The following is a 20971-nucleotide window of genomic DNA, read 5'->3' as shown; positions in this document are numbered from 1 at the left end:
CTCGGTGCGGATGCTCGTAAGCCATCCTGCGACGTGGCGCATTTCTGTCCCTATAGTCTCCCACGTCCGGGCCAGTGGCAGTGCATCCCTGCGTTGCGTTGCGCGCTGCCCTGGGTCCGGTGGACTCTCGGCGGGATTCCACCGCGGATCTGGCCTCGGTTCCGCTGCGGTTGGCCCCCGGATCTGGCCGCGTGCTGCGCCGTGCCTGGGTCCGCCCCTGCCTGGCCGCCAGCCGACTGCGGCCACCCTCTGCCCCACCTATCCCCCGCTCTTTCCCTGCCCCTTTCTCTGCAGGGGTTGCCGGTATGGTTTCCCCATGGCTTGGAACTTACGATCGATCAGCGGCGCGGTCCGCGATGCCCTGCGCTTCCTGGATAAACTTGGCGGCTCCGCACCGGGAACCACCCGTGGGCCGGCGGCAAAATCCGCCCGAAAGCCTGCGGCGAAGCGGCGGCCGGGCCAGGCGCGTCCCGGCACCCCGGCCCGCTCCACAGGGGGCACCCCGGCCGCCGGACTGACCGGGACATATCCCGGCGACTTCCAGGGCCGGGCCGCCGTCCGCTATGCCCCCGCACCCAACGGCCTGCCCGAGCCCGGCGAAATCGTCTGGACCTGGGTGCCCTACGAAGAGGACTACTCCCAGGGCAAGGACCGTCCGGTGCTGCTGGTGGGCACCAGCGGCCGGTATTTGTTGGGCCTGATGCTGACGAGCAAGGACCACGACGGCGACTCCCGCCGGTCGGATGACTACGTGGACATCGGCACGGGACCCTGGGACCGTCAGTGGCGGCCCAGCGAAGCGAAGCTGGACCGGGTTCTGCAGATCAACGCGAAGGACATCCGGCGCGAAGGAGCGATCCTGGACGCAGGCCGCTTCAACCACATCGCGGCCGCGCTGCGGCAGCGGCACGGCTGGAGCTGACCCGGCGGACACCGTGCGCGGCGGCGGTTCGCCACCCACACTCGTGCCTGTACGTTGATCTCTGCTATTATTTACAGCTGTGTGTCCGTGCAGGTCGACGGCCACAGATGGTTGGTCGCCATAGGTATCCCCACGCCGCTCAGTCAATGGCCAATCTGAAAGCCCTCTAGACCATTTTCCGCATTGAAAAAGAGAGTTCACACGTGGCTAATATCAAGTCCCAGAAGAAGCGCATCCTGACCAACGAAAAGGCTCGCCTGCGCAACAACGCAGTCAAGTCTGAGCTGAAGACGGCCATCCGCGCCGTCAACACCGCCGTTGAGTCCACCGACAAGGATGCTGCGGCTGTTGCACTGCTTTCTGCCAGCCGCAAGCTGGACAAGGCCGTCAGCAAGGGTGTTCTCCACAAGAACAACGCTGCAAACCGCAAGTCGGCCATCTCCAAGAAGGTCAACGCGCTCTAAGGTTTCCAGTTCACTTGAACTGATGATTGTGGCCGGCACCCCTGGGGTGCCGGCCACATCCAGTTAAACCGGTTCCGCAAGGGGCCGACTCCGCACCCGTTCTCGTACTACTCCGGTACGCCGCCGGCTGCCCGCTGCCGGGTCCGCGCCAGCAGGGCCGACACGCCGCACCTGGTCCGGCCGGACCCGCAGGGCCAACACGCCGGGCCCTGGGTTCGAACGCGGGTGTCAGGAACTCCTGGCCGAGGTGGCAATCACCGTTACCGCATGTTCCACGGCATAGACAGGATCCCGGGAGAGGCCCTTGACCTGGGCGTCGGCCTCGGCGGTGACCTGGATCGAGCGGACCAGCCCCTCGGGCGTCCAGCGCCGGACTTCCCGCTGGGCCTGTTCGACGAGCCAGGGCTGCATACCCAGTTGCTTGGCGATCTGCGACGACGACCCCTGCGCGCCGGCCACCTTGGCCAGGGAACGCAACTTCGACGCCAGGGCAGCCACGATCGGCACCGGGTCCGCGCCGGTGGCCAGGGCGTGGCGAAGTGTGGACAGGGCCAGCGGGCCGTTGCCGGCCATCGCGGCGTCGGCGACCTTGAAACCCGTTGCCTCGACCCGGCCGCCGTAGTACTTGTCCACCATGGCCGCGTCCACGCCGGTGGTGGCGTCAGCGATCAGCTGGCTGCAGGCGGCGGCGAGTTCCGCGAGCTGCGCGCCAACCGCATTGACCAGGGCGTGCACGGCGTCGGGGTCGATACGCCGGGAGGCCGCCCGGAACTCGGCCGTGACGAAGGCGATCTTCTCGGCGTCTTTCTTGAGCGGCTGGCAGTCGACAACGGGCCAGCCCGCGGCCTTGATGGCGTCCAGCAGCTTCTTGCCGCGGACTCCCCCGCCGTGGCGGAGCACCAGGAAGGCCTCCGGTTCGGGCTGGACCACATACTTCAGGGCATCGGCGAGGAAGGCATCGTTCATCGCCTCGAGCCCGTCGACCTCGATGAGCTTTTGTTCGCCGAACAGTGAAGGGCTGACGTTCATGGCCAGGGACCCGGCCGTGTAGCTGCCGGCATTGAGCCGCGTAATTTCGACGTCGGGCGCCACCGCGCGGACCTGCGCGCGGATACGGTCCATGGCCCGGGCACCTATGTAGTCTTCCGGACCGCCCACCAGGACGACGGCAGCAGGTGTCACATCGCGCCAGGTGGCGGTGTTCGACGCCGAGGTCCTGGGCCGTTGGGTCTGGGCAGCAGCCACTCTCGATTCCTCCCGGAAGTTGGTTTGCGGACTCTAAGCGTCCCACGCCCGGACCGGTGCTCCAAGCCGCGGCTGACGGCCCGCCGGACGGCTGACCGTGCCGCCGCATGCGAGCGTCCGTCGAGGACGGCGACCACCAGTGCGTGTGCCGCGAGGACGCCACGGGCGGCCGCGGCAGGGTGCAGGGCGAGCCACGCCGCCGCCAGCACAGCCGCGGAAAAGATTCCCATGGTGGCTGCACCAAAGACTCCTTCCGGCCACGGCAGGGCGGCGCCCGGGAGTGCCGCGAAGAACCGGGCGACCCCCGCCACCGCACCTGCGAAGGCAGCAGCGGCGGCCATGAGGAGGCCCGCTGCGGCCGGGAGAGCGGGCAGGAGCACCACGGCGGCCGTGCCGAGGAGTGTAACTGGCGCCACGAGCGCTGCGGCGGCCACATTCGCGGGCAGGGGGTAGGCGCCGAACTGCGGCTGCAACAACACGATCGCCGGGGCGCAGAAGAGCTGGGCGGACAGGGGTACGGCGACGCCGGCTGCCGCCCAGCGCGGCACCGAAGGCGGCAGCCAGTCCATGATGCGGCGTCCGGCGACCACGATTCCCAGCGTGGCCAGGACCGAGAGCAGGAATCCGAAGCTGGCAGCCAGGACCGGCTGCGCCAGCAGTAGGCCGATGACGGCAACACAGAGCAGGCTGAGTCCGCGCCCCGCCCGGCCAAGAGCTACGGACGCGAGGCCGATGCTGCCCATGAGTGCGGCCCGCAGCACACTCGGATCCGGTCCCACCATGAGGACGAACAGCGCCAGCCCCGCGAGGCTGGCCGCGGCGGCGGCCGCGCGCGGAAGGCGGAGCGTGCGGGCGGCGAGCAGCAGCGTCCCGAGGATCAGGCTGCAGTTGGCCCCGCTGACGGCGGTCAGGTGCGTCATCCCGACGGTCTTCATGGCGGCTTCCAACTCGGGGTCCAGGGCGCTGGTGTCGCCGGTGACCATGCCGGGCAGCAGCCCGCCCGCGTCGCCCCCGAACCTTGCCGCCGCGGCGGTGAAGGCGCGGCGAAGCTCCCCGGGACCCTGCTGCCAGGGCCCGGGTCCCCGCAGCAGGGTTGGCGCAGACGTCGCTGCCAGAAGTCCGGCCTCCGGCTCCCCTGGCGCGGCGGGACGGAGTTTGCCTGTGGCGCGCAGGAGCTGGCCCGGAACGGCGTCTCCCCAGGTGGCCCCGCCCATGACCACGATCCGTGCGTCCCCGGCGACCCTGTGGCCGCCGAAGGTCATCGCCGTCAGGATCACGGGAACTGCCCAGCGGTCCGGCAGGCCACCGGCACCGGGAATCCTGAGCGGCCGTGGGGCGCCTGCAATTTCCAGTTCCGCGACGACGGCCGCGCGGGCGGCCACAGCTTCTGCGATGGCGCCGTCGTGCCGCCGGGAGGCCTCGACGGCGGCGTGTGAGCCTGCCGCGGAGGACAACAGCAGCGCCGCTGCCACTGTGGCGCGAATGCTGCGCGGAACCGCCTGCCCGGCGCTGCGGCCGCGCCCGTGGCCACCCCGCCCAATCCTGGCGCCCCGCTCCCTCGCCGGGCGGAGCCCAGAACGGCCGAGGATGACGCGACCGGCCAGGAAGAGCATGCCTCCGGCCGCCGCCAGCGCCGTGCAGAGACCGGCCAGCCCTGCAGGGGACAGCCAGTTTCCGGCAACGGCGGTCCCCCAGACAAGAAGTGCCGGGAGCACCAGACGAAGGTCCGTCCGTCGTGTCCGTTCGATCGGGCGCCGACGCGCGGCGGTGTCTCGCGCGGGTTTACCGGATCCGCGGATCCGGCCGGAGACCACCGGATCCTCGTGCTCCGCACGCGCCGGGGAATCGACGGCCGCATCGACGTAGCGCTGCCAGCGACTCTGCGGGACCGCCACAGAACCCAGCGGGCCGGTCCGGTCCACGCCACGCCGTGCAGTGCCAGGCTGTGCAGTGTCAGGCTTTTCCATCTCAGGATTTGCCACGTCAGATACCCACCAACGGGAGCAGGGCCTCAAGCAACTTCGGACCGATCCCGTCGACGGCGTCGAGCTCCTGCACTGTCTTGAACCGCCCGTGCTGCTGGCGCCAATCCACGATCCGCTGCGCCAGCACCGGCCCGACGCGCGGGAGGGTCCCGAGTTCCTCGAGGCCGGCGGTGTTGAGGTTGACCTTCCCGCCCCCGCCGACTGCCCCCGTGCCGCCCGGACCGGAACCGGGCGCAGGTGAGCCGTCCGTGGGCGTATCGGCCTCACCGGGTTCGCCGCGGATGGGCACCAGGACCTTCTGCCCATCCTCAAGCACGGCGGCCAGGTTGAGCCGGTCCGGATCCCCGAGAACCGTGGGCCCGCCCGCCGCTGCAATCGCCTCATGCAGCCGACTTCCCGCCGGCAGTTGAACCACCCCCGGGCTGGCCACGGCACCGGCAACATGGACCTCGATCCTTTCGGGCGCCGCGGTGGCCTCGTCTCCCGGCGGCGCGGTTGACCCGTCATCCGCCGGATCGGGTGCTTCCTCGGCGGCGGGGGCGGAGTCGCTGAGAGCCACCACCTGCGCGCCGCCGGTTCCGGCCTGCCACCAGAAGCAGCCGCCCAGCACCACGGCAAGGACGCCCAGCAGGGCAGCGGCCTTAACCCCTGTCCTGGCCCGAAATCGCATAGCCAGCGTCGGCCTTCTTCCCCGGCGGTACCCGCGGGTTTCATCAGCATGGTGTGAAGGGTCGCCACCGACGCATCGTCCAGCAGCGAGGACGCCATCAGCCCGGACCGGGACAGGGCTGCCGGGCGCCGGAACTTGCAACTCCAGCAGCCCCGCTGAGTCGCCCGGTTCCCGGCCCGGAGCCGGGGATTCGCCCGGCTCCGCAGTATCTTCCGCACCCCGGGCAGCCCAGCGCGTCGCTGCCAGGCGATCACGGGCAACCCTGACGCCTGTGGCGGATTCAGTTTCCGGGTTGCGGCGTGGCATGGAACGACTCTAGGCAGCCCTCACCCCCGCTGATACCGGGGACCGGGCGTATGTGGATATACCTGAGTAATACGCGTAGATCCGCGGCATCAGGCAAGTATTCCCTACGCTGGTGCCCGCCCGGACCCGGTGGTAACGTCTGCATCCAATCGAGAAGACTTTGCCGGCTGGGGGCAACCCTGATCGCCTGGAGGTAAATTTCAGGCGTCGAAAGCTGGTGTGCAATGAAGTGGTTGTTTGGGCCCGCGGCGGTGCTGGCGCTTGGCGGCACCATGCTGCCAGCCCCGCCGGTCGTGGCAGACACAACGCAAGCCACCTCAACCCAGGTGGTCAATTTTTCTCTGGAAAGCAGTTTCTGCCCCCAGTACGGTCTGTACGGCATAGCGCATGTTTCGGTCGACGGCACGGCCGGAATGACTGCCGACCAGAATTTCATCTGGACCACCCAAACAGCCGCCACCTCGATCCATGCAGTTCCGCCGCAGGGCGCCGTCGCCAATGTCACGATTGTCTACCACTGCAACGTACAGGTGCTCTGGTGGCTGGAGCCCGGAAGTGCCCGCCGGGTGCAGGCCGCCCTGTGGGTCAACGGCTCAGGCCAGCAGCCCAGCTACACTATCGGGCCGAATCAGCCAGACCCCGGGCCAACCCCGCCGCCAACGACTCCGCCTCCCACAGCCCCGCCGGCCTCCCTAACGCCAACGACTCCACCAACGTCAGTGTCGGTACCCGCGCCCACGACGCCAACCGTCATACCGACCACCGAGCCAACGTCCGCGCCAGTCACCGTGCCGACGGTCCCGGAAACACCCGCCGCACCAACGTCCGAGCCGGCCGCCCCACCGACGGTCCCGGAAACGCCCGCCCCGCCAACGTCCGAGCCGGCCGCCCCACCGACGGTCCCGGAAACGCCCGCCCCGCCAACGTCCGAGCCGGCCGCCCCACCGACGGTCCCGGAAACGCCCGCCCCGCCAACGTCCGAGCCGGCCGCCCCACCAACCACCGCCCCACCAACCACAGTGTCAGCGACAACGCCAGAGACAGCGCCAACGGAACCAGCCACACCCGCGCGTACAGCATCGCCCACGCCCGGACGGACATCGCCCGTGCCTACCCCCTGAAACGCAGCTACAGTCGGGGGGTTCACTTCTGATAGGTGATGTATGCCTCGTACTGCACGCGCCATTTATCCGCAGCCTTGGGATCCGGGACCGTGGTGGTGAGGAATTGAACGCTGGTCACTTGGCCTTTGAGGTATTTCAGCCACTTGGTCACCTCTTCGGCAACGTCGCGATCGAACTGGACTACGTGGTGCACCTGCATTGCCATGGCGGCCTCCGGATTCGCTGGTTCGCTGGGTTCGGTGGAGTGACTTTACCGCCGCCGCCCGTTCACGGCCAGAGTCCGGCGTCCGAGCGGATGGACCCGCCGCGCTAGTCGCCGGTTTCCGTCGCTTCGGCCGCCGCCCTGCCAGGGTGCGCTTCCCCGCTGTCCGGGCTGGCGATGTCCCCGGCGAAGGAATCGGGCTTCGCTGCCGCAGGGGTGCTGCCCTCCCCCACGATCACGGCGAGCACACCGAGCCCGGCGTGTGCCGCCAGGACTGCCGGGAGAGCGCTGATCTGGGCCGGCGGACATGCCGGTAATGCCACGGCCAGGCGCCGGGCAAGGTCTTCGGCCTCGGCCTGGTTGCCAAAGTGGTGCACAGCCAGCCGCGCCTGCCCGGCAGGGCGGCCGGAGGCGTCCGCGGCCACGATTTCTTCCAGGCGTGCGATGGCCTTCGCCGCTGACCGGACCTTTTCCAGCGGGATGATCCGGCCGTCTTCCACCGCCAGGATGGGTTTGATGGAGAACATGGTCCCCCAGAGCGAGGCCGCCGCCCCGATCCGGCCGCCCCGGCGCAACTGTTCCAGGGTCGGGACATAGAAGTACACTTTGGTGCGGTCCAGCCGGTCCTGCGCGAAGGCCAAGACGTCGGCCGCGCTCCTGCCGTCGGCGGCCGCGACCACCGCGCCCTGCACGCCCATCCCCTGGGCCATTCCGACCGTCCGGGAGTCGAGGACCTCTACCGGTATGCCGACCCGTTGGGCTGCCAGGCGGGCGGCGTCGGCTGTCCCGGACAGCCCCGCGGAGATGTGAATGGAGACCACGGACTGGAAGCCACGCTCGCTGGCCTCCCGGTAGGCGTGTTCAAACTGCCCCGGTGACGGACGCGAGGTCTTGACGGGCTTGCCGCTGGCCAGGGCCACGGCGATGGTCTCCGCAATGTCGTCCTCACCCTCGCCGTAGATTTCGGCGCCGACCATCACGGGCATCGGGACCACGGTGAGCCGGCCGTCAGCAGCGAAAGCCCGGACCCAGTCCGCGGGCAGCGCGGCGGCAGAGTCCGTGACCACCGCAACCTGCACGACGGCGGCGGGAGCCGCTTCGGGGATGCTGTCCCGGGAACCCTGCCGCAGGCGAACAAGCCGCTCGCGCAGCCATGGCCAGCCTGACGGCTCGCGGTGTGGCACGAAGGACCTCCTGCTGTGGGGACGCGTGGACTTACTTCTCCGGCGGGGGCACTTGTGCCCGTCCCATTGTCTGCGCTGGTTGTCTGCACCGGCCGCCGGTATCGGCCGGCGGCCAGTGCAGGCTAGTACGCCGGGCTAGGCCGGGACGATGTTGACCAGTTTAGGCGCCCGCACGATCACCGTGCGGAGGGCACGGCCGTCGAGGGCGCGCTGGACGTTTTCCGAGGCCAGCGCGAGTTCGCGCAGATCCTCCTCAGAGATATCCGGGGAAACCTCCAGGCGGTCCCGCACCTTGCCCTGCACCTGGACGACGGCGGTGACCGTGTCCTCCACGAGCAAGGCGTCGTCGTGCGTGGGCCAGCCCGCGTTGGCGACCGAGGCCGGGTGCCCCAGGGCGTTCCACAGGTCCTCGGCGGTATAGGGCGCAAACAGGCCGAGGATGACGGCTACGGCTTCCACGGCTTCGCGGACCGCAGGATCCGCGCCGCCGGCCCCGCTGTCGATGGCCTTGCGGGTTGCGTTGACCAGTTCCATCAGCTTTGCCACAACCACGTTGAACTTGTTGTGGTCCAGCAGGGCCTGCGCATCGGCGATCGTGCGGTGCGTAACCGTGCGAAGGGCCCGGTCACCGGTAGCGAAGTCGACGCCGGGTGCGCTTGTGACATCCTGGCCGAGGCGCCAGGCACGTGCCAGGAACTTCGCAGAGCCCGACGGCGATACGTCCGCCCAATCGACGTCGTCTTCCGGCGGGGAGGCGAAGATCATGGTCAGGCGTACGGCGTCCACGCCGAACTTGTCCAGCTGTTCGCTGAGGTCGACGCCGTTGCCCAAGGACTTGCTCATGGCCTTGCCGCCGTTGAGCACCTGGCCCTGGTTCAGCAGCGCACTGAACGGTTCGTCCGCGTCGATCATGCCCAGGTCGTGGATGACCTTGGTGAAGAACCGCGCATAGAGCAGGTGCAGGATCGCGTGCTCCACGCCTCCCACGTACTGGCCAACCGGCATCCAGTCGTTGATCTTCTCCGGATCGAAGGGGCCTTCGGTGTACTGCGGGGAGACAAAGCGCAGGAAGTACCAGGAGGAATCCACGAACGTGTCCATGGTGTCGGTGTCCCGCTTGGCCGGGCCGTGGCAGTTGGGGCACTCGATGTTGACCCAGCTTTCGACCGCGGCCAGCGGGGACGTGCCCTTCGGGGACAGGTCTTCGCCGCGCAGGTCCGCCGGCAGGGTCACAGGCAGCTGATCGTCCGGGACCGGGACCTCGCCGCAAGCCGGGCAGTGGATGATGGGGATCGGGGTGCCCCAGAACCGCTGCCGGCTGAGCAGCCAGTCACGCAGGCGGAAGTTCACGAACTTCTCGCCTGTGCCCAGCTCACGCAGGATCTCGATGGCGGCCGGGATGGCCTCGGCCTTCGGCAGCCCGTCCAGGCCGCCGGAGTTGATCAGGGTACCCTCGCCGGTGGTGGCGACGCCCGTGGCCGCGGGGTCTTCCTCGCCGGTGTCCAGTACCGCCCGGACGGGCAGGTCAAAGGTTTTGGCGAAGTCGAGGTCGCGCTGGTCATGGGCCGGGACGGCCATGATGGCGCCTGTGCCATAGTCGGCCAGGACATAGTCGGCGGCCCAGACGGGCAGCTTTTCGCCGTTGAGCGGGTTGGTCGCGTAGCGCCCGGTGAAGACGCCGGTCTTTTCGCGCTCGGTGGACTGGCGCTCGATTTCGGAGAGCGCCTTGACCTGTTCCCGGTAGGCGTCCAGGGCGGCAGCGTGCTCGTCGGTGACCAGTTCGACGGCGAGCGGCGCGTCGGCGGCGACGACGAAGAACGTGGCGCCGTAGAGGGTGTCCGGGCGCGTCGTGAAGACGGTGACGTCCTTGGCGGCCTTGCYGCCGTCGGCCTCGATCACGAAGTTGACGTGGGCGCCCTCGGAACGGCCGATCCAGTTCTTCTGCATCGCGAGGACGCGTTCGGGCCAGTGCCCGCGCAGTTCGTCCATGTCATCGAGCAGGCGGTCGGCGTAGTCGGTGATCTTGAAGTACCACTGGTTCAGGGACTTCTTGGTCACGGGAGTGCCACACCGCTCGCAGGCGCCGTTGACCACCTGTTCGTTGGCCAGCACGGTCTGGTCCTTGGGGCACCAGTTGACCGGCGAATTCTTGCGGTAGGCCAATCCACGCTCGTAGAACCGCGTGAACAGCCACTGGGTCCAGCGGTAGTACTCCGGGTCCGAGGTGTGCAGCCGGCGGGACCAGTCCGCGGAGATTGCGTAGCGCTTGAACGACGCCGCCTGGGTGTCGATGTTGGCGTACGTCCACTCACTGGGGTGCGCGTTGCGTTTGATCGCCGCGTTTTCCGCGGGCAGGCCGAAGGAGTCCCAGCCGATCGGGTGCAGCACATCGTAGCCCTGCTGGCGCAGGTAGCGCGCCACAACGTCGCCCATCGCGAACGCCTCGGCGTGGCCCATGTGAAGGTCACCGGACGGATACGGGAACATGTCCAGCACGTAGCGGCGTTCCTTTGAGCCGTCGTCGAGGGGCGTGAAGACCTTCAGGTCCTCCCAGACCTGCGGCCATTTGGCTTCCATTGCCGCGAAGCTGTAGGCACCTTCCTCAGGCCCCTCCGCCGCGGCTGCTGGCGATCCGGTCTGTGTTTCCGGCTGAACGCTCACTGCTGGCCTCTTCTGTTCTGTGCGGCCTGTTACCCAGGCCTGTCTACCTTCAGGCCTGCCTGCCGCCAGGCCTGTTCACCATCAAGTCTGCACTGTCACGGCCGGCTGCCCGGTCCTGACTCCATACTGTCCGTACGTGGTACTCCTGCTGTAACTTCGTGCGTTGCGGACCGGAATTTACCCCGGACACACAAAAGCCCCTCGACATGGAGGGGCCGCCGCTCGGCAATCCGGGGACTCTTCGGAAACGAGGTCTCGCCGGGATGCCGAGCGGCTAGCTAAGCAGGAGCACGGCGCGCATAGGACCACTTTAGCCCCTCGGGCTGGTTCGTGCTGAACCGACGGGCCGGTTGCGGCCCGGTAGTCGCAGTCGACTCGCGCTCCGGCGGCCTGTGCGGGCTGCTATGTCCGCAATTGTTACAAACGACATACCTATGGAATAGCGGTACTTACTGCCAATTGCCCGACGTATCGGGCAAGTAACTACGACAGAAATTCGGGTAGCTCTGCGCGGAAAACAAGTAGAAAAACAACGAACACCCGGGTGGCCGGCCACGGGCGCCCGGGCCCTTCCGCGAAGTTTCTTCGGAGAGCGCATTGTGAGCCTCCAAGCTGGGAGAAACCCGTGAAAAACCGTGAAGCAGGCCTAAAATTTTGATCTTGCCAAACGATTCAAATGGGAACACTATTCGATAAAGATCAGCAAGAAATGGGATCTCTCGGGGGGATTCGCAAATGGTCTCGGGTTGAGGAGCCTGTCATGTATCAATTGCGCAATTCTTCCGTGCATTTGCCGAAATCCCCCGCCGGCCGCACCTGCGACGCCGGCTCCCTGGAACAGGGCTAGCCATGTTCGGCTGGATCACCCGTTTCAGTATGCAGTTCCGCATCCTGGTTCTCRCCATGGCGGCCGGACTCATTGCCTTCGGGGTAGTGAACGTCCCCCACGTCGCCATCGACAGCATGCCCGAGTTCGCCCCGGCCCACGTCGAGATCCAGACCGAGGCCCTGGGCCTCTCAGCTGCCGAAGTTGAACAGCTCATCACTGCCCCGATGGAAGCCGACCTCCTTAACGGGGTGGCGTGGCTCGATGAAATCCGGTCCAAATCAGTTCCCGGCCTGTCCTCGATCGAGCTCGTGTTCGAGCCGGGCACCGACCTTCTGCGCGCGCGCCAGCTCGTGGCCGAACGCATGACCCAGGCCCACGCGCTGCCGAACGTCTCGGCGCCGCCGCTGATCATGCAGCCGTTGTCGTCCACCAGCCGCGTCCTTATGGTCCGGATGAGCTCCAAAGAGCTTTCCGGGATCGAAATGTCGGTCCTGGCCCGGTGGAAGATCAAGCCGCGGCTGATCGGCATTCCCGGGGTCGCCAACGTTTCCATTTGGGGACAGCGCGAACAGCAGCTCCAAGTAGAGGTGACCCCCACGCAGCTGCGTGACAAGGGCATCACGCTCGAACAGGTCATCAAGACCACCGGCAACGCAGTCTGGGTGTCGCCGCTGAGCTTCCTTGAGGCGTCCACCCCCGGCACGGGCGGGTTCGTGGAGTCGCCGAGCCAACGCCTGGGCATCCAGCACGTGCTGCCCATCCGAACACCGGAGGACCTGGCCAAGGTCAGTGTCGAAGACGCCGGATCTCCCATGCTCCTGGGTGACATTGCCCAGGTGAAGGAGGACCACCAGCCGCTGATCGGCGATGCCGTCGTCGGCCAGGATGCGGGCCTCCTGCTGGTCGTGGAGAAGTTCCCCGGAGCCAGCACGCTGCAGGTCACCGAGGACCTCGAGGCTGCGCTGAACGACATGCAGCCCGGGCTTTCCGGAATCCAGATGGATACGTCCGTCTTCCGGCCCGCCTCCTTCCTGCAGGATGCCGTGGACGGACTCGGCCTGGCGCTGCTCGTGAGCCTCCTGATCGCCGTGCTGCTCTTCTGGGCCCTGTTCCGCTCCTGGCGGGTGGCCGTGATCGCCCTCGTGGCGATCAGCACCACCGTCATGGCGGCGGGAGTGGTGCTCTACTTGCTCGACTCCACACTGAATATCTCGATCCTCGCCGGCATCTTGCTGGGCGTCTCTGTGATTGTCGGAGACATCGTGGAGGATGTGCAGGCGCAGCGGCGCCGGCCGTTGCGGACCACCGGGACCGAGACAGATGCCACCATCAGGTTCCGCATGGTCCAGCTTGTCCGCAGCGTCCGCACACCGCTGTTCCACGGGTCGCTCATCATGGCCCTCGCGCTCGTACCGACGCTGTTCGTCACGGGAGTCGGCGGTGCGTTCTTCCAGCCCCTCTTCTGGTCCCTGGCGTTGGCGCTTGCCGTGTCAATGCTGGTGGGTTTGTCCGTGACACCGGTCCTGGCATATCTCCTGCTTCCCGGTGAGAAAGCCCGGCGGGCGGACTCGGCCGGTGTTGTCCGGGCCAGGTCCACGTACGACAGGGCACTCGAGGGGGCACGTTCCCGCCGTGCCCTCGGCATTGTCGCTGTCGCCGTCGTTGGACTGCTGGGGCTCGCCGCGGCATCGCAGCTGGTCGGGAACCGGGCGGTCGTGCCGACGATTCCGGACCGGACACTCCTGGTGCAGTGGGACTCGATGGCAGGCACGTCCAACGACGAGGTGCGTCGGGTGGCGTCCAAGGCGTCCGACGAACTGCGGACCCTGCCTGGTGTCTCGGGAGTTGGCGGCCACATCGGCCGCGCCATTTCCTCCGACCAGGTTGTCGGGAACAGTTCCGCGGAACTCTGGGTGTCCATCACACCGGATGCCGACTTCAGCGAAACGGAGCAGGCGGTCCGTGACGTCGTCCAGGGCTACCCCGGCATCGCCCACAACGTGGTGAACTACTCCCAGCAGCAGATCGGCCAGGAGCGCAGCAGCATGGATCCCGGATTCGCTGTCCGCGTCTACGGAACAGACTTGCCCGTCTTGCGAGAGAAGGCAGAAGAGGTCCGCAAGGCCATCGAAAAGGTCGACGGCGTGAAGAACCCGACGATCAACGCCAGCGCCATGACGCCCATCGTCGAAGTCGAGGTCAACCTCGAGGCGGCGCAGAAAGTCGGCATCAAACCCGGCGACGCACGCCGCGCCGCCGCCGCCCTGATGCAAGGCATCGTCGTCGGCAACCTCTTCGAACAGCAGAAGGTCTTTGAAGTGGTAGTGCGCGGCGCGGTGGACGTCCGGGATGACCTGACCAGCATCCGTGAGCTCCTGCTGGACACGCCAAGCGGCGGCCAGGTCCAGCTGGGCCAAATCGCCGACATCCGGCTCGTTCCCAATGAAGTCGTGATTCTGCACGATGACACCTCACGCCGGATCGATGTGGTGGCCGAGGTCAGCGGACGTCCGCTCGCGGATATCCAGCGCGACATCAACGCGGCGATCGAGCAGATCCAGTTCCCGCTGGAATACCACGCCGAAATCCCCACGAAGTACAGTGAACAGCTCGCCGGGGACGCCATGGTTCTGTGGATCGGCGCGGCTGCCCTTCTGGGAATCCTGCTCCTTCTCCAGACAGCGGTGCGGAGCTGGAAGCTGGCGCTTGCCATCTTCCTGTCCCTGCCGGCCGCGCTGGCCGGGGCCGCCGTGGCAGCGTGGATCGCGGGAGGCGCCATCACTGTGCTGGCACTCACGGCCTTTGCCGCGGTGCTGGCCGTTGCAGCCCGCAACGCGGCGCTGCTCTCCGCCCGGACGGATGAGCTGTGGCGGGCCACCCCGCACGAGTCCCCTGACAAGGTCATCATGATGGCGGCCCGGGACCGGGTCTCGCCCATTCTGAAGGCAGCCCTGATCACGGTGGCGATCCTGATCCCGCCGGGACTCTTCGGCGGCGCCGTCGGCGGGTCCTTCCTGGGCCCGATGGCCCTGATCATCGTCTGCGGACTCATCACGACAACTCTCATCGGGATCTTCGTACTCCCCCTGCTCGCTCTCTGGTTCGGGCCGGGTTCCGCCCCGGAAGAGTGGGCCGAAGTGTACGAGGCCGAAGTTCCCGTCCAGCCCGTTACGCAGGAAAAGGTGGAAGCAAAATGACCAGCCAACAGCCCTCGCGGCGCCTGCCCCTGGCGGCCGCTTTATGCGCAGCACTTCTGTTCGCGTTGCCCGCATGTGCCCAGACGACGGCGGCGGCCCCCGCCGCCGTCTCGGCCAACGAACCCGCCAAGGTGGAGAAGAATGCCGCAACAGGCATCGCGAAACTGACGTTGACGGAGAAGGGAATCGAACGCCTCGACCTGAAGACCGACACCGTCAAGGCCGGAAAGGGCAAGGACGTCGTCGTGCCCTACTCAGCCCTGCTCTACGACGCCAGCGGAAAAACCTGGGTGTACACCAACCCGGCCCCGCGGGTCTACCAGCGGCAGTCGGTCACGGTAGCCAAGGTGGAGGACGGAGTGGTCACGGCCTCGGCCGGCCCCGCGGTCGGCACCGCAATCGTAACCGTCGGCGCGGCTGAACTCTTCGGCGCTGAATTCGATACGGCGCACTGACATGCGCCGGATTGTCGCTGCAAGCCTGAGGTTCCGGTCGATCATCATTGCGATGGCGGCCGCCCTCATGATCGTGGGCGGCGCGCAACTCAGCAGCGCTTCGGTGGATGTTTTCCCGGAGTTCGCACCGCCCCGCGTCGAGGTTCAGACGGCATGTCTGGGTCTCACTGCCTCCGAAGTCGAGGAACTCGTAACGGTTCCGATGGAGCAGGCCTTCAACGGCATAGACGGCCTGGACCAGATGCGGTCGAAGTCTGTGTCGCAGCTGTCCGCCATCGTGATGGAGTTCAAACCCGGGACCGATCTGCTCACCGCCCGGCAGCTGGTGTCGGAGCGGATGGCAACGGTCATACCGACTCTGCCGACCTGGGCCGCGCCGCCAATAATGCTCCAGCCGCTGTCCTCCACCAGCCGTGTCATGAAGATCGGGCTCTCCTCCGAGACCCGCTCCCTGATCGAAATGTCCATGGTTTCCTACTGGAACATCCGGGCACACCTGCTGCGGGTGCCTGGCGTGGCGAACGTTGCGATCTGGGGCGAACGGCTTCAGATGCTCCAGGTCCAGGTTGATCCCACCAAGCTGGCAGCCAACAACGTGACGCTGGAAAACGTCATGAACTCCACGTCCGACGCCTTGGACGCCGGCCTGCTCAAGTACTCCCCCGGTGCCTTGATCGGCACCGGAGGTGCGCTGGAAACACCCAGCCAGAGCATGTCCATCAGGCACGTACAACCCATCACGTCTCCGGCGGACCTTGCCCAGGTGCCACTGGAGGAACGTGAGGGACTGCCTCCCCTGAAGCTCGCCGACGTGGCAACCGTCGTGGAGGACCACCAGCAACTGATCGGTGACGCGGTCATCAATGGCGGCCCCGGACTGATGCTGATCGTCGAAAAGCTGCCCTGGGGCAACACCCTCGAAGTCACCCGCGGGGTCGAGGAAGCGCTCAAGGAACTGCAGCCCGGCCTGACCGGAATCGCAGTCGACACCACCCTGTTCCGGCCCGCCTCGTTCATCGAGGAGTCGCTCGGCAACCTGAGCCTCGCGCTGCTGCTGGGCTGCTTCCTGGTGGTCCTGGTGCTGAGCGTCTTCCTGTTCCAATGGCGGACAGCCCTGGTGAGCGTGACGGCGATCCCGTTGTCGCTGATGGCAGCGGCCCTGGTGCTGTATTGGACCGGAGGCACGATTAATACGATGGTGCTTGCGGGGCTGGTGATTGCCGTCGGGGTCGTGGTGGACGATGCCATCATCGACGTCGAGAACATCGTCAGGCGGCTCCGGCACCACCGCGCCAGCGGCGGGACCGAAAGCACCGCCCGCGTGGTCGTCAACGCCTCCCTGGAAGTCCGCGGCCCCATCGTCTACGCCACCCTGATTATCGTTGCCGCCACGGTACCGATCTTCTTCCTGGACGGCCTGACGGGCGCCTTCTTCCGGCCCCTGGCGACCGCCTACACCCTGGCGGTTTTGGCGTCCATGCTGGTGGCCCTCACGGTCACGCCGGCCATGGCGTACATCTTCCTGCGCAATGCCAAGCTGGAAGACCGCGATCCGCCGGTGGTCCGGGTCCTCAAGCGCTGGTACGGCGCCGCCCTGCGTCCCATTGTGAAACGCCCGCTCCCGGGCTACCTCGCGGTGGGGGCACTCGGCGTCGTCGGAATCATAGCGGCCCCGCTCCTGGGCCAGTCACTGTTGCCCTCGTTCAAGGAACGTGACTTCCTCATGCACTGGGTCACGCAACCCGGCACCTCCAACGCCGAGGAAGTGCGCGTCAGCCAACTGGCCTGCCAGGAGCTGATGACCATTCCAGGCGTCAACAACTGCGGGTCCCACATCGGTCAGGCCTTCGCCGCCGATGAGGTGGTGGGAGTCAACTTTGGCGAGAACTGGATCAGCGTTGACCCCTCGGTCGACTACGACAAGACCCTGGCCTCCATCCAGCAGGTCGTGGACGGGTATCCCGGCATCCACCGGGACGTCCAGACCTACCTCAAGGAACGTGTCCGCGAGGTGCTCACCGGTACGGGCTACTCGATCGTGGTCCGCGTGTACGGCGACGACCTGGACACGCTGAAGAAGCAGGCGGACACGGTCAAGACTGCCCTGGCCGGCATCGAGGGTGCCATCGGAGCCAAAGTCGCACTCCAGGTCAACGTTCCGCAGGTGGACGTCGAGGTGAACCTGGACGCCGCCAACCGCTACGGCCTGAAGCCCGGTGACGTCCGCCGTGCCGCAGCCACCCTGGTATCCGGCGAAGAGGTCGGCGACGTCTACCGGGACGGCAAGGCCTATGACGTCCAGGTCTGGAGTCCTCCGGCGATCCGGACCAGCGTCACAAGCATCGAGAACCTCCCGCTGGACACTCCCAGCGGGCAGAAGATCCGGGTGGCCGATGTCGCCAAGATCACGGTAAAGCCCACTCCCAACGTCATTGAGCGTTCGGAAGGGTCCCGCCGCCTCGATGTCAGCGCCAACGTCAAGGAAGGCGATCTGGCCAAAGTCGTCGAGAAGCTCGAATCCGATCTCAAGTCCGTGGAGTTCCCCACCGGATACAGCGCCGAGATCCTGGGCGAATACGCGGAGCGGCAGGCCGCCTCGCAGCGGCTTCTCCTCTTCGCGATGGGCGCCCTGGTTGTGGTGTTCCTCCTGCTCCAGGCGGCATTCCGGAGCTGGCGGCTTGCCGTTCTGGGCATCCTGACGCTGCCGGTGGCACTGGTGGGCGGGGTGATCGCCGCGCACATGAGCGGCGGAATCCTGTCCCTCGGGTCGCTGGTCGGGTTCCTGACAGTGATGGGCATCGCCGCCCGCAACGGCATCCTGCTCATCAACCACTGCCAGCACCTGGAACAGTTCGAAGGCGTGCCGTTCGGCCGGGACCTGGTCCTGCGGGGCGCAGCCGAACGCCTGTCACCAATCCTGATGACCACGCTCGCCACCGCACTCGCCCTGGTCCCGCTGGTGGTGATGGGCAACCGCCCCGGCCATGAGATCGAGCACCCCATGGCCGTGGTGATCCTGGGCGGGCTGGTGACATCGACACTGGTCAACCTGTTCATCGTTCCATCGCTCTACCTGCGGTTCGCCAAGAAGGGGCCGGCACGTCATGACCGTCAGCCCCGCGAGCCGGAACCTGTATCAGCCGTATAGCAACAACTACCAACAATGAGAGGCCAGTCAGATGACTCCACTATCTAAGAGATTTACCGCTTACGGCTCCGCGGTCTTGCTGGTGGTGGCGTCGCTGACGGCGGCGACGGCGGCCGCGGCGACGGCAGCCACCGCGCCGGCGGCCGCCCGTTCGCAGGAACTGTGCGGCCCCGGCTCGGCAATCAAATTCAACCGCAGCGCCTTCCCGTCCAGGCCGGAGATTGACAACAAGTGGTTCCCCCTCGAACCCGGCATGCAGTACACCACCACCGGCAAAGTAGTCTCCCCGGACGGGACAACCACCCGCAAGGTTGTCAGCACGGTCACGGGGCTGACCAAGGTGATCGACGGGGTGAAGACCATCGCGATATGGGACCGGGACTACTCCGACGGTGAGCTCGCGGAATCGGAACTTGCCTTCTTYGCCGAGACACGGAAGGGCGACGTGTGGCTCTTCGGCGAATATCCGGAGGAGTACGAGAACGGGAAGCTTGTGGGTGCGCCAAGTACGTTCATCAGCGGCATCGACAAGGCCCAGGCGGGCATCGCCATGCAGAGCCACCCGCGCCTGAAGACCCCCGCCTACCCCCAGGCCTACGCACCCAGCGTGGACTTCCTGGACTGCGGTGATGTGTTCGCGAAGGACCAACGCGTCTGCGTCGCCACTGGTTGCTACAGCGATGTGCTGGTCATCGATGAGTTCAACCCGCTGGACCCGCCAAGCGCCGGCCACCAGCGAAAGTTCTATTCCAAGCACACGGGTCTGATCAAGGTCACGGCCGTGGGCGGAGAGGACCAGGAGTTCCTGAATCTCGTCAAGATCAAGAAGCTCAGCCGCTCCGAGCTGAAGAGCGTCAACGAGCAGGCACTGCAGATCGACCGCCGGGGCTACACGGTCAGCAAGGACGTCTACGCGAAGACGCCGCGCGCTGAGGTGGCACGTGGCTACGATGGCCACCACTACCACTAACGGCCCTGCCGCTCCCGGGCAATAGACAAAGGAGCCCCGGCCGGGATCTTCCCGGCCGGGGCTCCTTGTGCGCGCCTACTTCACGTCGTCGTCAACCCAGTCCATCGACTTGGTGACGGCCTTCTTCCAGAGACGCATCTGGCGTTCCCGCTCGGCCTGGTCCATTTGCGGCTCCCACCGCTTGTCCTCGGCCCAGTTGGCCGAGCACTCGCCCAGGTCCTTCCAGAATCCGACCGCCAGGCCGGCCGCGTAGGCTGCGCCCAACGCCGTCGTCTCGACCACCTTCGGACGGATGACCGGCACGCCGAGGATGTCCGCCTGGAACTGCATCAGGGCGTCGTTGGCGACCATGCCGCCGTCGACCTTCAGCTCCGTCAGCGGTACGCCGGAGTCGGCGTTGACGGCGTCCAGCACCTCACGGGTCTGGAAGGCGGTGGCCTCCAGCGCCGCGCGGGCGATATGGGCCTTGGTAACATAGCGGGTCAGGCCCACAATGGCGCCGCGGGCGTCCGAGCGCCAGTACGGTGCGAAGAGGCCGGAGAATGCCGGCACAATGTACACACCGCCGTTGTCCTCCACCGAGGCCGCGAGGGTCTCGACCTCCGGGGCGCTGCTGATCATGCCGAGGTTGTCCCGCAGCCACTGGATCAAGGAACCGGTGACGGCAATGGAGCCCTCCAGCGCGTAGTGCGGCGCCGCGTCGCCGAGCTTGTAGCCGACGGTGGTCAGCAGCCCGTTCTTGGAATGGATAATTTCCTCGGCCGTGTTGAAGATCAGGAAGCAGCCCGTGCCGTAGGTGTTCTTGGCTTCCCCGGCATCGAACGCCGCCTGCCCGAACGTGGCCGCCTGCTGGTCGCCCAGGATCCCGGCCACAGGAACCTCGCGAAGCAGCTGGGAGGTGTGCACCGTGCCATAGACCTCGGAGGAGGACTTGATGGCCGGCATCATGGAGGCCGGGACGCCGAACGCGTCCAGAATCTCCTGGTCCCACGACAGCGTCTCAAGATCCATGAACATGGTCCGTGAGGCGTTGGTCACGTCGGTGACGTGCACTCCGCCGTCGGTCCCGCCGGTCAGGTTCCAGAGCACCCAGCAGTCGGTGTTGCCGAAGACGAGGTCGCCGGCCTCCGCCTTGGCCCGGGCGCCCTCGACGTTGTCCAGGATCCACTTGATCTTGGTGCCCGAGAAGTAGGTCGCCAGCGGCAGGCCCACCTTCTGCTTGAAGCGTTCTACCCCGCCGTCCTTCGCGAGTTCGTCCACGATCGGCTGGGTGCGGGTGTCCTGCCACACGATGGCGTTGTAGATCGCCTCGCCGGTGGTCTTGTCCCACACCACCGCTGTTTCGCGCTGGTTGGTGATGCCGACGGCGGCGATGTCGTGCCGGGTCAGGTTCGCCTTGGACAGGGCCGAGCCGATCACCTCGCGGGTGTTGTTCCAGATTTCAGCGGGGTTGTGCTCCACCCAGCCGGGCTGGGGGAAGATCTGCTCGTGCTCCATCTGGCCGGAGGAGACGATGCTGCCGCTGTGGTCGAACACGATGGCTCGGGTGCTCGTGGTCCCCTGGTCGATTGCAACTACGTACTGGTTCATAGTGACGTCCTTGTCTGTT

General features: G+C 66.9%; 14 protein-coding genes. 7 read left to right on the top strand and 7 right to left on the bottom strand.

Annotation, left to right across the window (positions count from 1 at the left end; genetic code table 11):
• The first annotated feature begins 316 nt into the window (after positions 1–316).
• Positions 317–922 carry a type II toxin-antitoxin system PemK/MazF family toxin gene (locus AC1D1A_RS10960; protein ID WP_476947732.1) on the top strand — a complete coding sequence of 202 codons (606 nt, stop codon included), beginning with the start codon at positions 317–319 and terminating at the stop codon, positions 920–922.
• Between the two features lie 203 nt (positions 923–1125).
• On the top strand, positions 1126–1386 hold the full coding sequence (rpsT, locus tag AC1D1A_RS10955; RefSeq protein WP_018773112.1) for a 30S ribosomal protein S20: 261 nt from the start codon (positions 1126–1128) through the stop codon (positions 1384–1386).
• 228 nt (positions 1387–1614) lie between these two features.
• Here the strand turns inward: rpsT and holA are convergent, their stop codons facing one another.
• From holA to AC1D1A_RS10940, 3 genes are read right to left on the bottom strand one after another with little or no spacing between them, the layout of a single operon-like run.
• Positions 1615–2631: a DNA polymerase III subunit delta gene (gene holA / locus AC1D1A_RS10950; protein WP_028276695.1), complete on the bottom strand. Its 1017-nt coding sequence runs from the start codon at positions 2629–2631 to the stop codon at positions 1615–1617.
• Positions 2565–4598: a ComEC/Rec2 family competence protein gene (locus AC1D1A_RS10945; RefSeq protein ID WP_476947731.1), complete on the bottom strand. Its 2034-nt coding sequence runs from the start codon at positions 4596–4598 to the stop codon at positions 2565–2567. The genes holA and AC1D1A_RS10945 overlap by 67 nt, the downstream gene beginning before the upstream one ends.
• A gap of 16 nt (positions 4599–4614) precedes the next feature.
• Complete coding sequence (locus AC1D1A_RS10940; protein WP_476947730.1) at positions 4615–5286, bottom strand: ComEA family DNA-binding protein; 672 nt, start codon at positions 5284–5286, stop codon at positions 4615–4617.
• An 886-nt stretch (positions 5287–6172) separates the two neighbouring features.
• Between AC1D1A_RS10940 and AC1D1A_RS10935 the strand changes: the two genes are divergently transcribed.
• Positions 6173–6745, top strand: a complete 573-nt coding sequence (locus tag AC1D1A_RS10935) for a hypothetical protein (protein ID WP_476947729.1) — start codon at positions 6173–6175, stop codon at positions 6743–6745.
• Here AC1D1A_RS10935 and AC1D1A_RS10930 read toward each other — a convergent pair.
• From AC1D1A_RS10930 to leuS, 3 genes are all read right to left on the bottom strand, one after another.
• A complete protein-coding gene (locus AC1D1A_RS10930; protein ID WP_476849342.1) occupies positions 6736–6915 on the bottom strand; it encodes a hypothetical protein in 180 nt (59 codons plus the stop codon). The genes AC1D1A_RS10935 and AC1D1A_RS10930 overlap by 10 nt on opposite strands.
• 110 nt (positions 6916–7025) lie before the next feature.
• On the bottom strand, positions 7026–8102 hold the full coding sequence (locus tag AC1D1A_RS10925; RefSeq protein ID WP_476947728.1) for a DegV family protein: 1077 nt from the start codon (positions 8100–8102) through the stop codon (positions 7026–7028).
• A 135-nt stretch (positions 8103–8237) separates the two neighbouring features.
• Positions 8238–10763 carry a leucine--tRNA ligase gene (leuS, locus tag AC1D1A_RS10920; RefSeq protein WP_476947727.1) on the bottom strand — a complete coding sequence of 842 codons (2526 nt, stop codon included), beginning with the start codon at positions 10761–10763 and terminating at the stop codon, positions 8238–8240.
• 876 nt (positions 10764–11639) lie between these two features.
• Here leuS and AC1D1A_RS10915 point away from each other — a divergent pair.
• Genes AC1D1A_RS10915 through AC1D1A_RS10900 form a run of 4 tightly spaced genes read left to right on the top strand, consistent with a single transcriptional unit; the run spans position 11640 to position 19362 of the window.
• Positions 11640–14789, top strand: coding sequence for an efflux RND transporter permease subunit (locus AC1D1A_RS10915; RefSeq protein WP_476947726.1), 3150 nt, complete (start codon positions 11640–11642; stop codon positions 14787–14789).
• The gene (locus AC1D1A_RS10910) at positions 14786–15244 is read left to right on the top strand and encodes a hypothetical protein (RefSeq protein WP_476870906.1); all 459 of its coding nucleotides are present in this window, start codon (positions 14786–14788) and stop codon (positions 15242–15244) included. The genes AC1D1A_RS10915 and AC1D1A_RS10910 overlap by 4 nt, the downstream gene beginning before the upstream one ends.
• A gap of 1 nt (position 15245) precedes the next feature.
• Entirely contained in the window at positions 15246–18392 is a 3147-nt protein-coding gene (locus AC1D1A_RS10905; protein WP_476947725.1) for an efflux RND transporter permease subunit, read from the top strand.
• A gap of 31 nt (positions 18393–18423) precedes the next feature.
• Positions 18424–19362: a hypothetical protein gene (locus AC1D1A_RS10900; protein WP_476870907.1), complete on the top strand. Its 939-nt coding sequence runs from the start codon at positions 18424–18426 to the stop codon at positions 19360–19362.
• Positions 19363–19437: 75 nt separating this feature from the next.
• On the opposite strand, the gene glpK is transcribed toward AC1D1A_RS10900, so the two are convergent.
• A complete protein-coding gene (glpK, locus tag AC1D1A_RS10895) occupies positions 19438–20952 on the bottom strand; it encodes a glycerol kinase GlpK (RefSeq protein WP_476857067.1) in 1515 nt (504 codons plus the stop codon).
• Positions 20953–20971 lie beyond the last annotated feature (19 nt).

The sequence above is a fragment of the Arthrobacter sp. P1_B9 genome (assembly GCF_056406495.1).
Note: the sequence above shows the minus strand (reverse complement) of the source record. Positions and strands in the feature narration are given on the sequence as shown.

What these genes read in the sequence shown, in the direction of transcription:
- AC1D1A_RS10940 (WP_476947730.1), bottom strand. Translation starts at nt 5,286, where the DNA reads ATGCGATTTCGGGCCAGGACAGGGGTTAAGGCCGCTGCCCTGCTGGGC.
- AC1D1A_RS10910 (WP_476870906.1), top strand. Translation starts at nt 14,786, where the DNA reads ATGACCAGCCAACAGCCCTCGCGGCGCCTGCCCCTGGCGGCCGCTTTA.
- AC1D1A_RS10960 (WP_476947732.1), top strand. Translation starts at nt 317, where the DNA reads ATGGCTTGGAACTTACGATCGATCAGCGGCGCGGTCCGCGATGCCCTG.
- AC1D1A_RS10905 (WP_476947725.1), top strand. Translation starts at nt 15,246, where the DNA reads ATGCGCCGGATTGTCGCTGCAAGCCTGAGGTTCCGGTCGATCATCATT.
- AC1D1A_RS10945 (WP_476947731.1), bottom strand. Translation starts at nt 4,598, where the DNA reads ATGGAAAAGCCTGACACTGCACAGCCTGGCACTGCACGGCGTGGCGTG.
- AC1D1A_RS10930 (WP_476849342.1), bottom strand. Translation starts at nt 6,915, where the DNA reads ATGCAGGTGCACCACGTAGTCCAGTTCGATCGCGACGTTGCCGAAGAG.
- glpK (WP_476857067.1), bottom strand. Translation starts at nt 20,952, where the DNA reads ATGAACCAGTACGTAGTTGCAATCGACCAGGGGACCACGAGCACCCGA.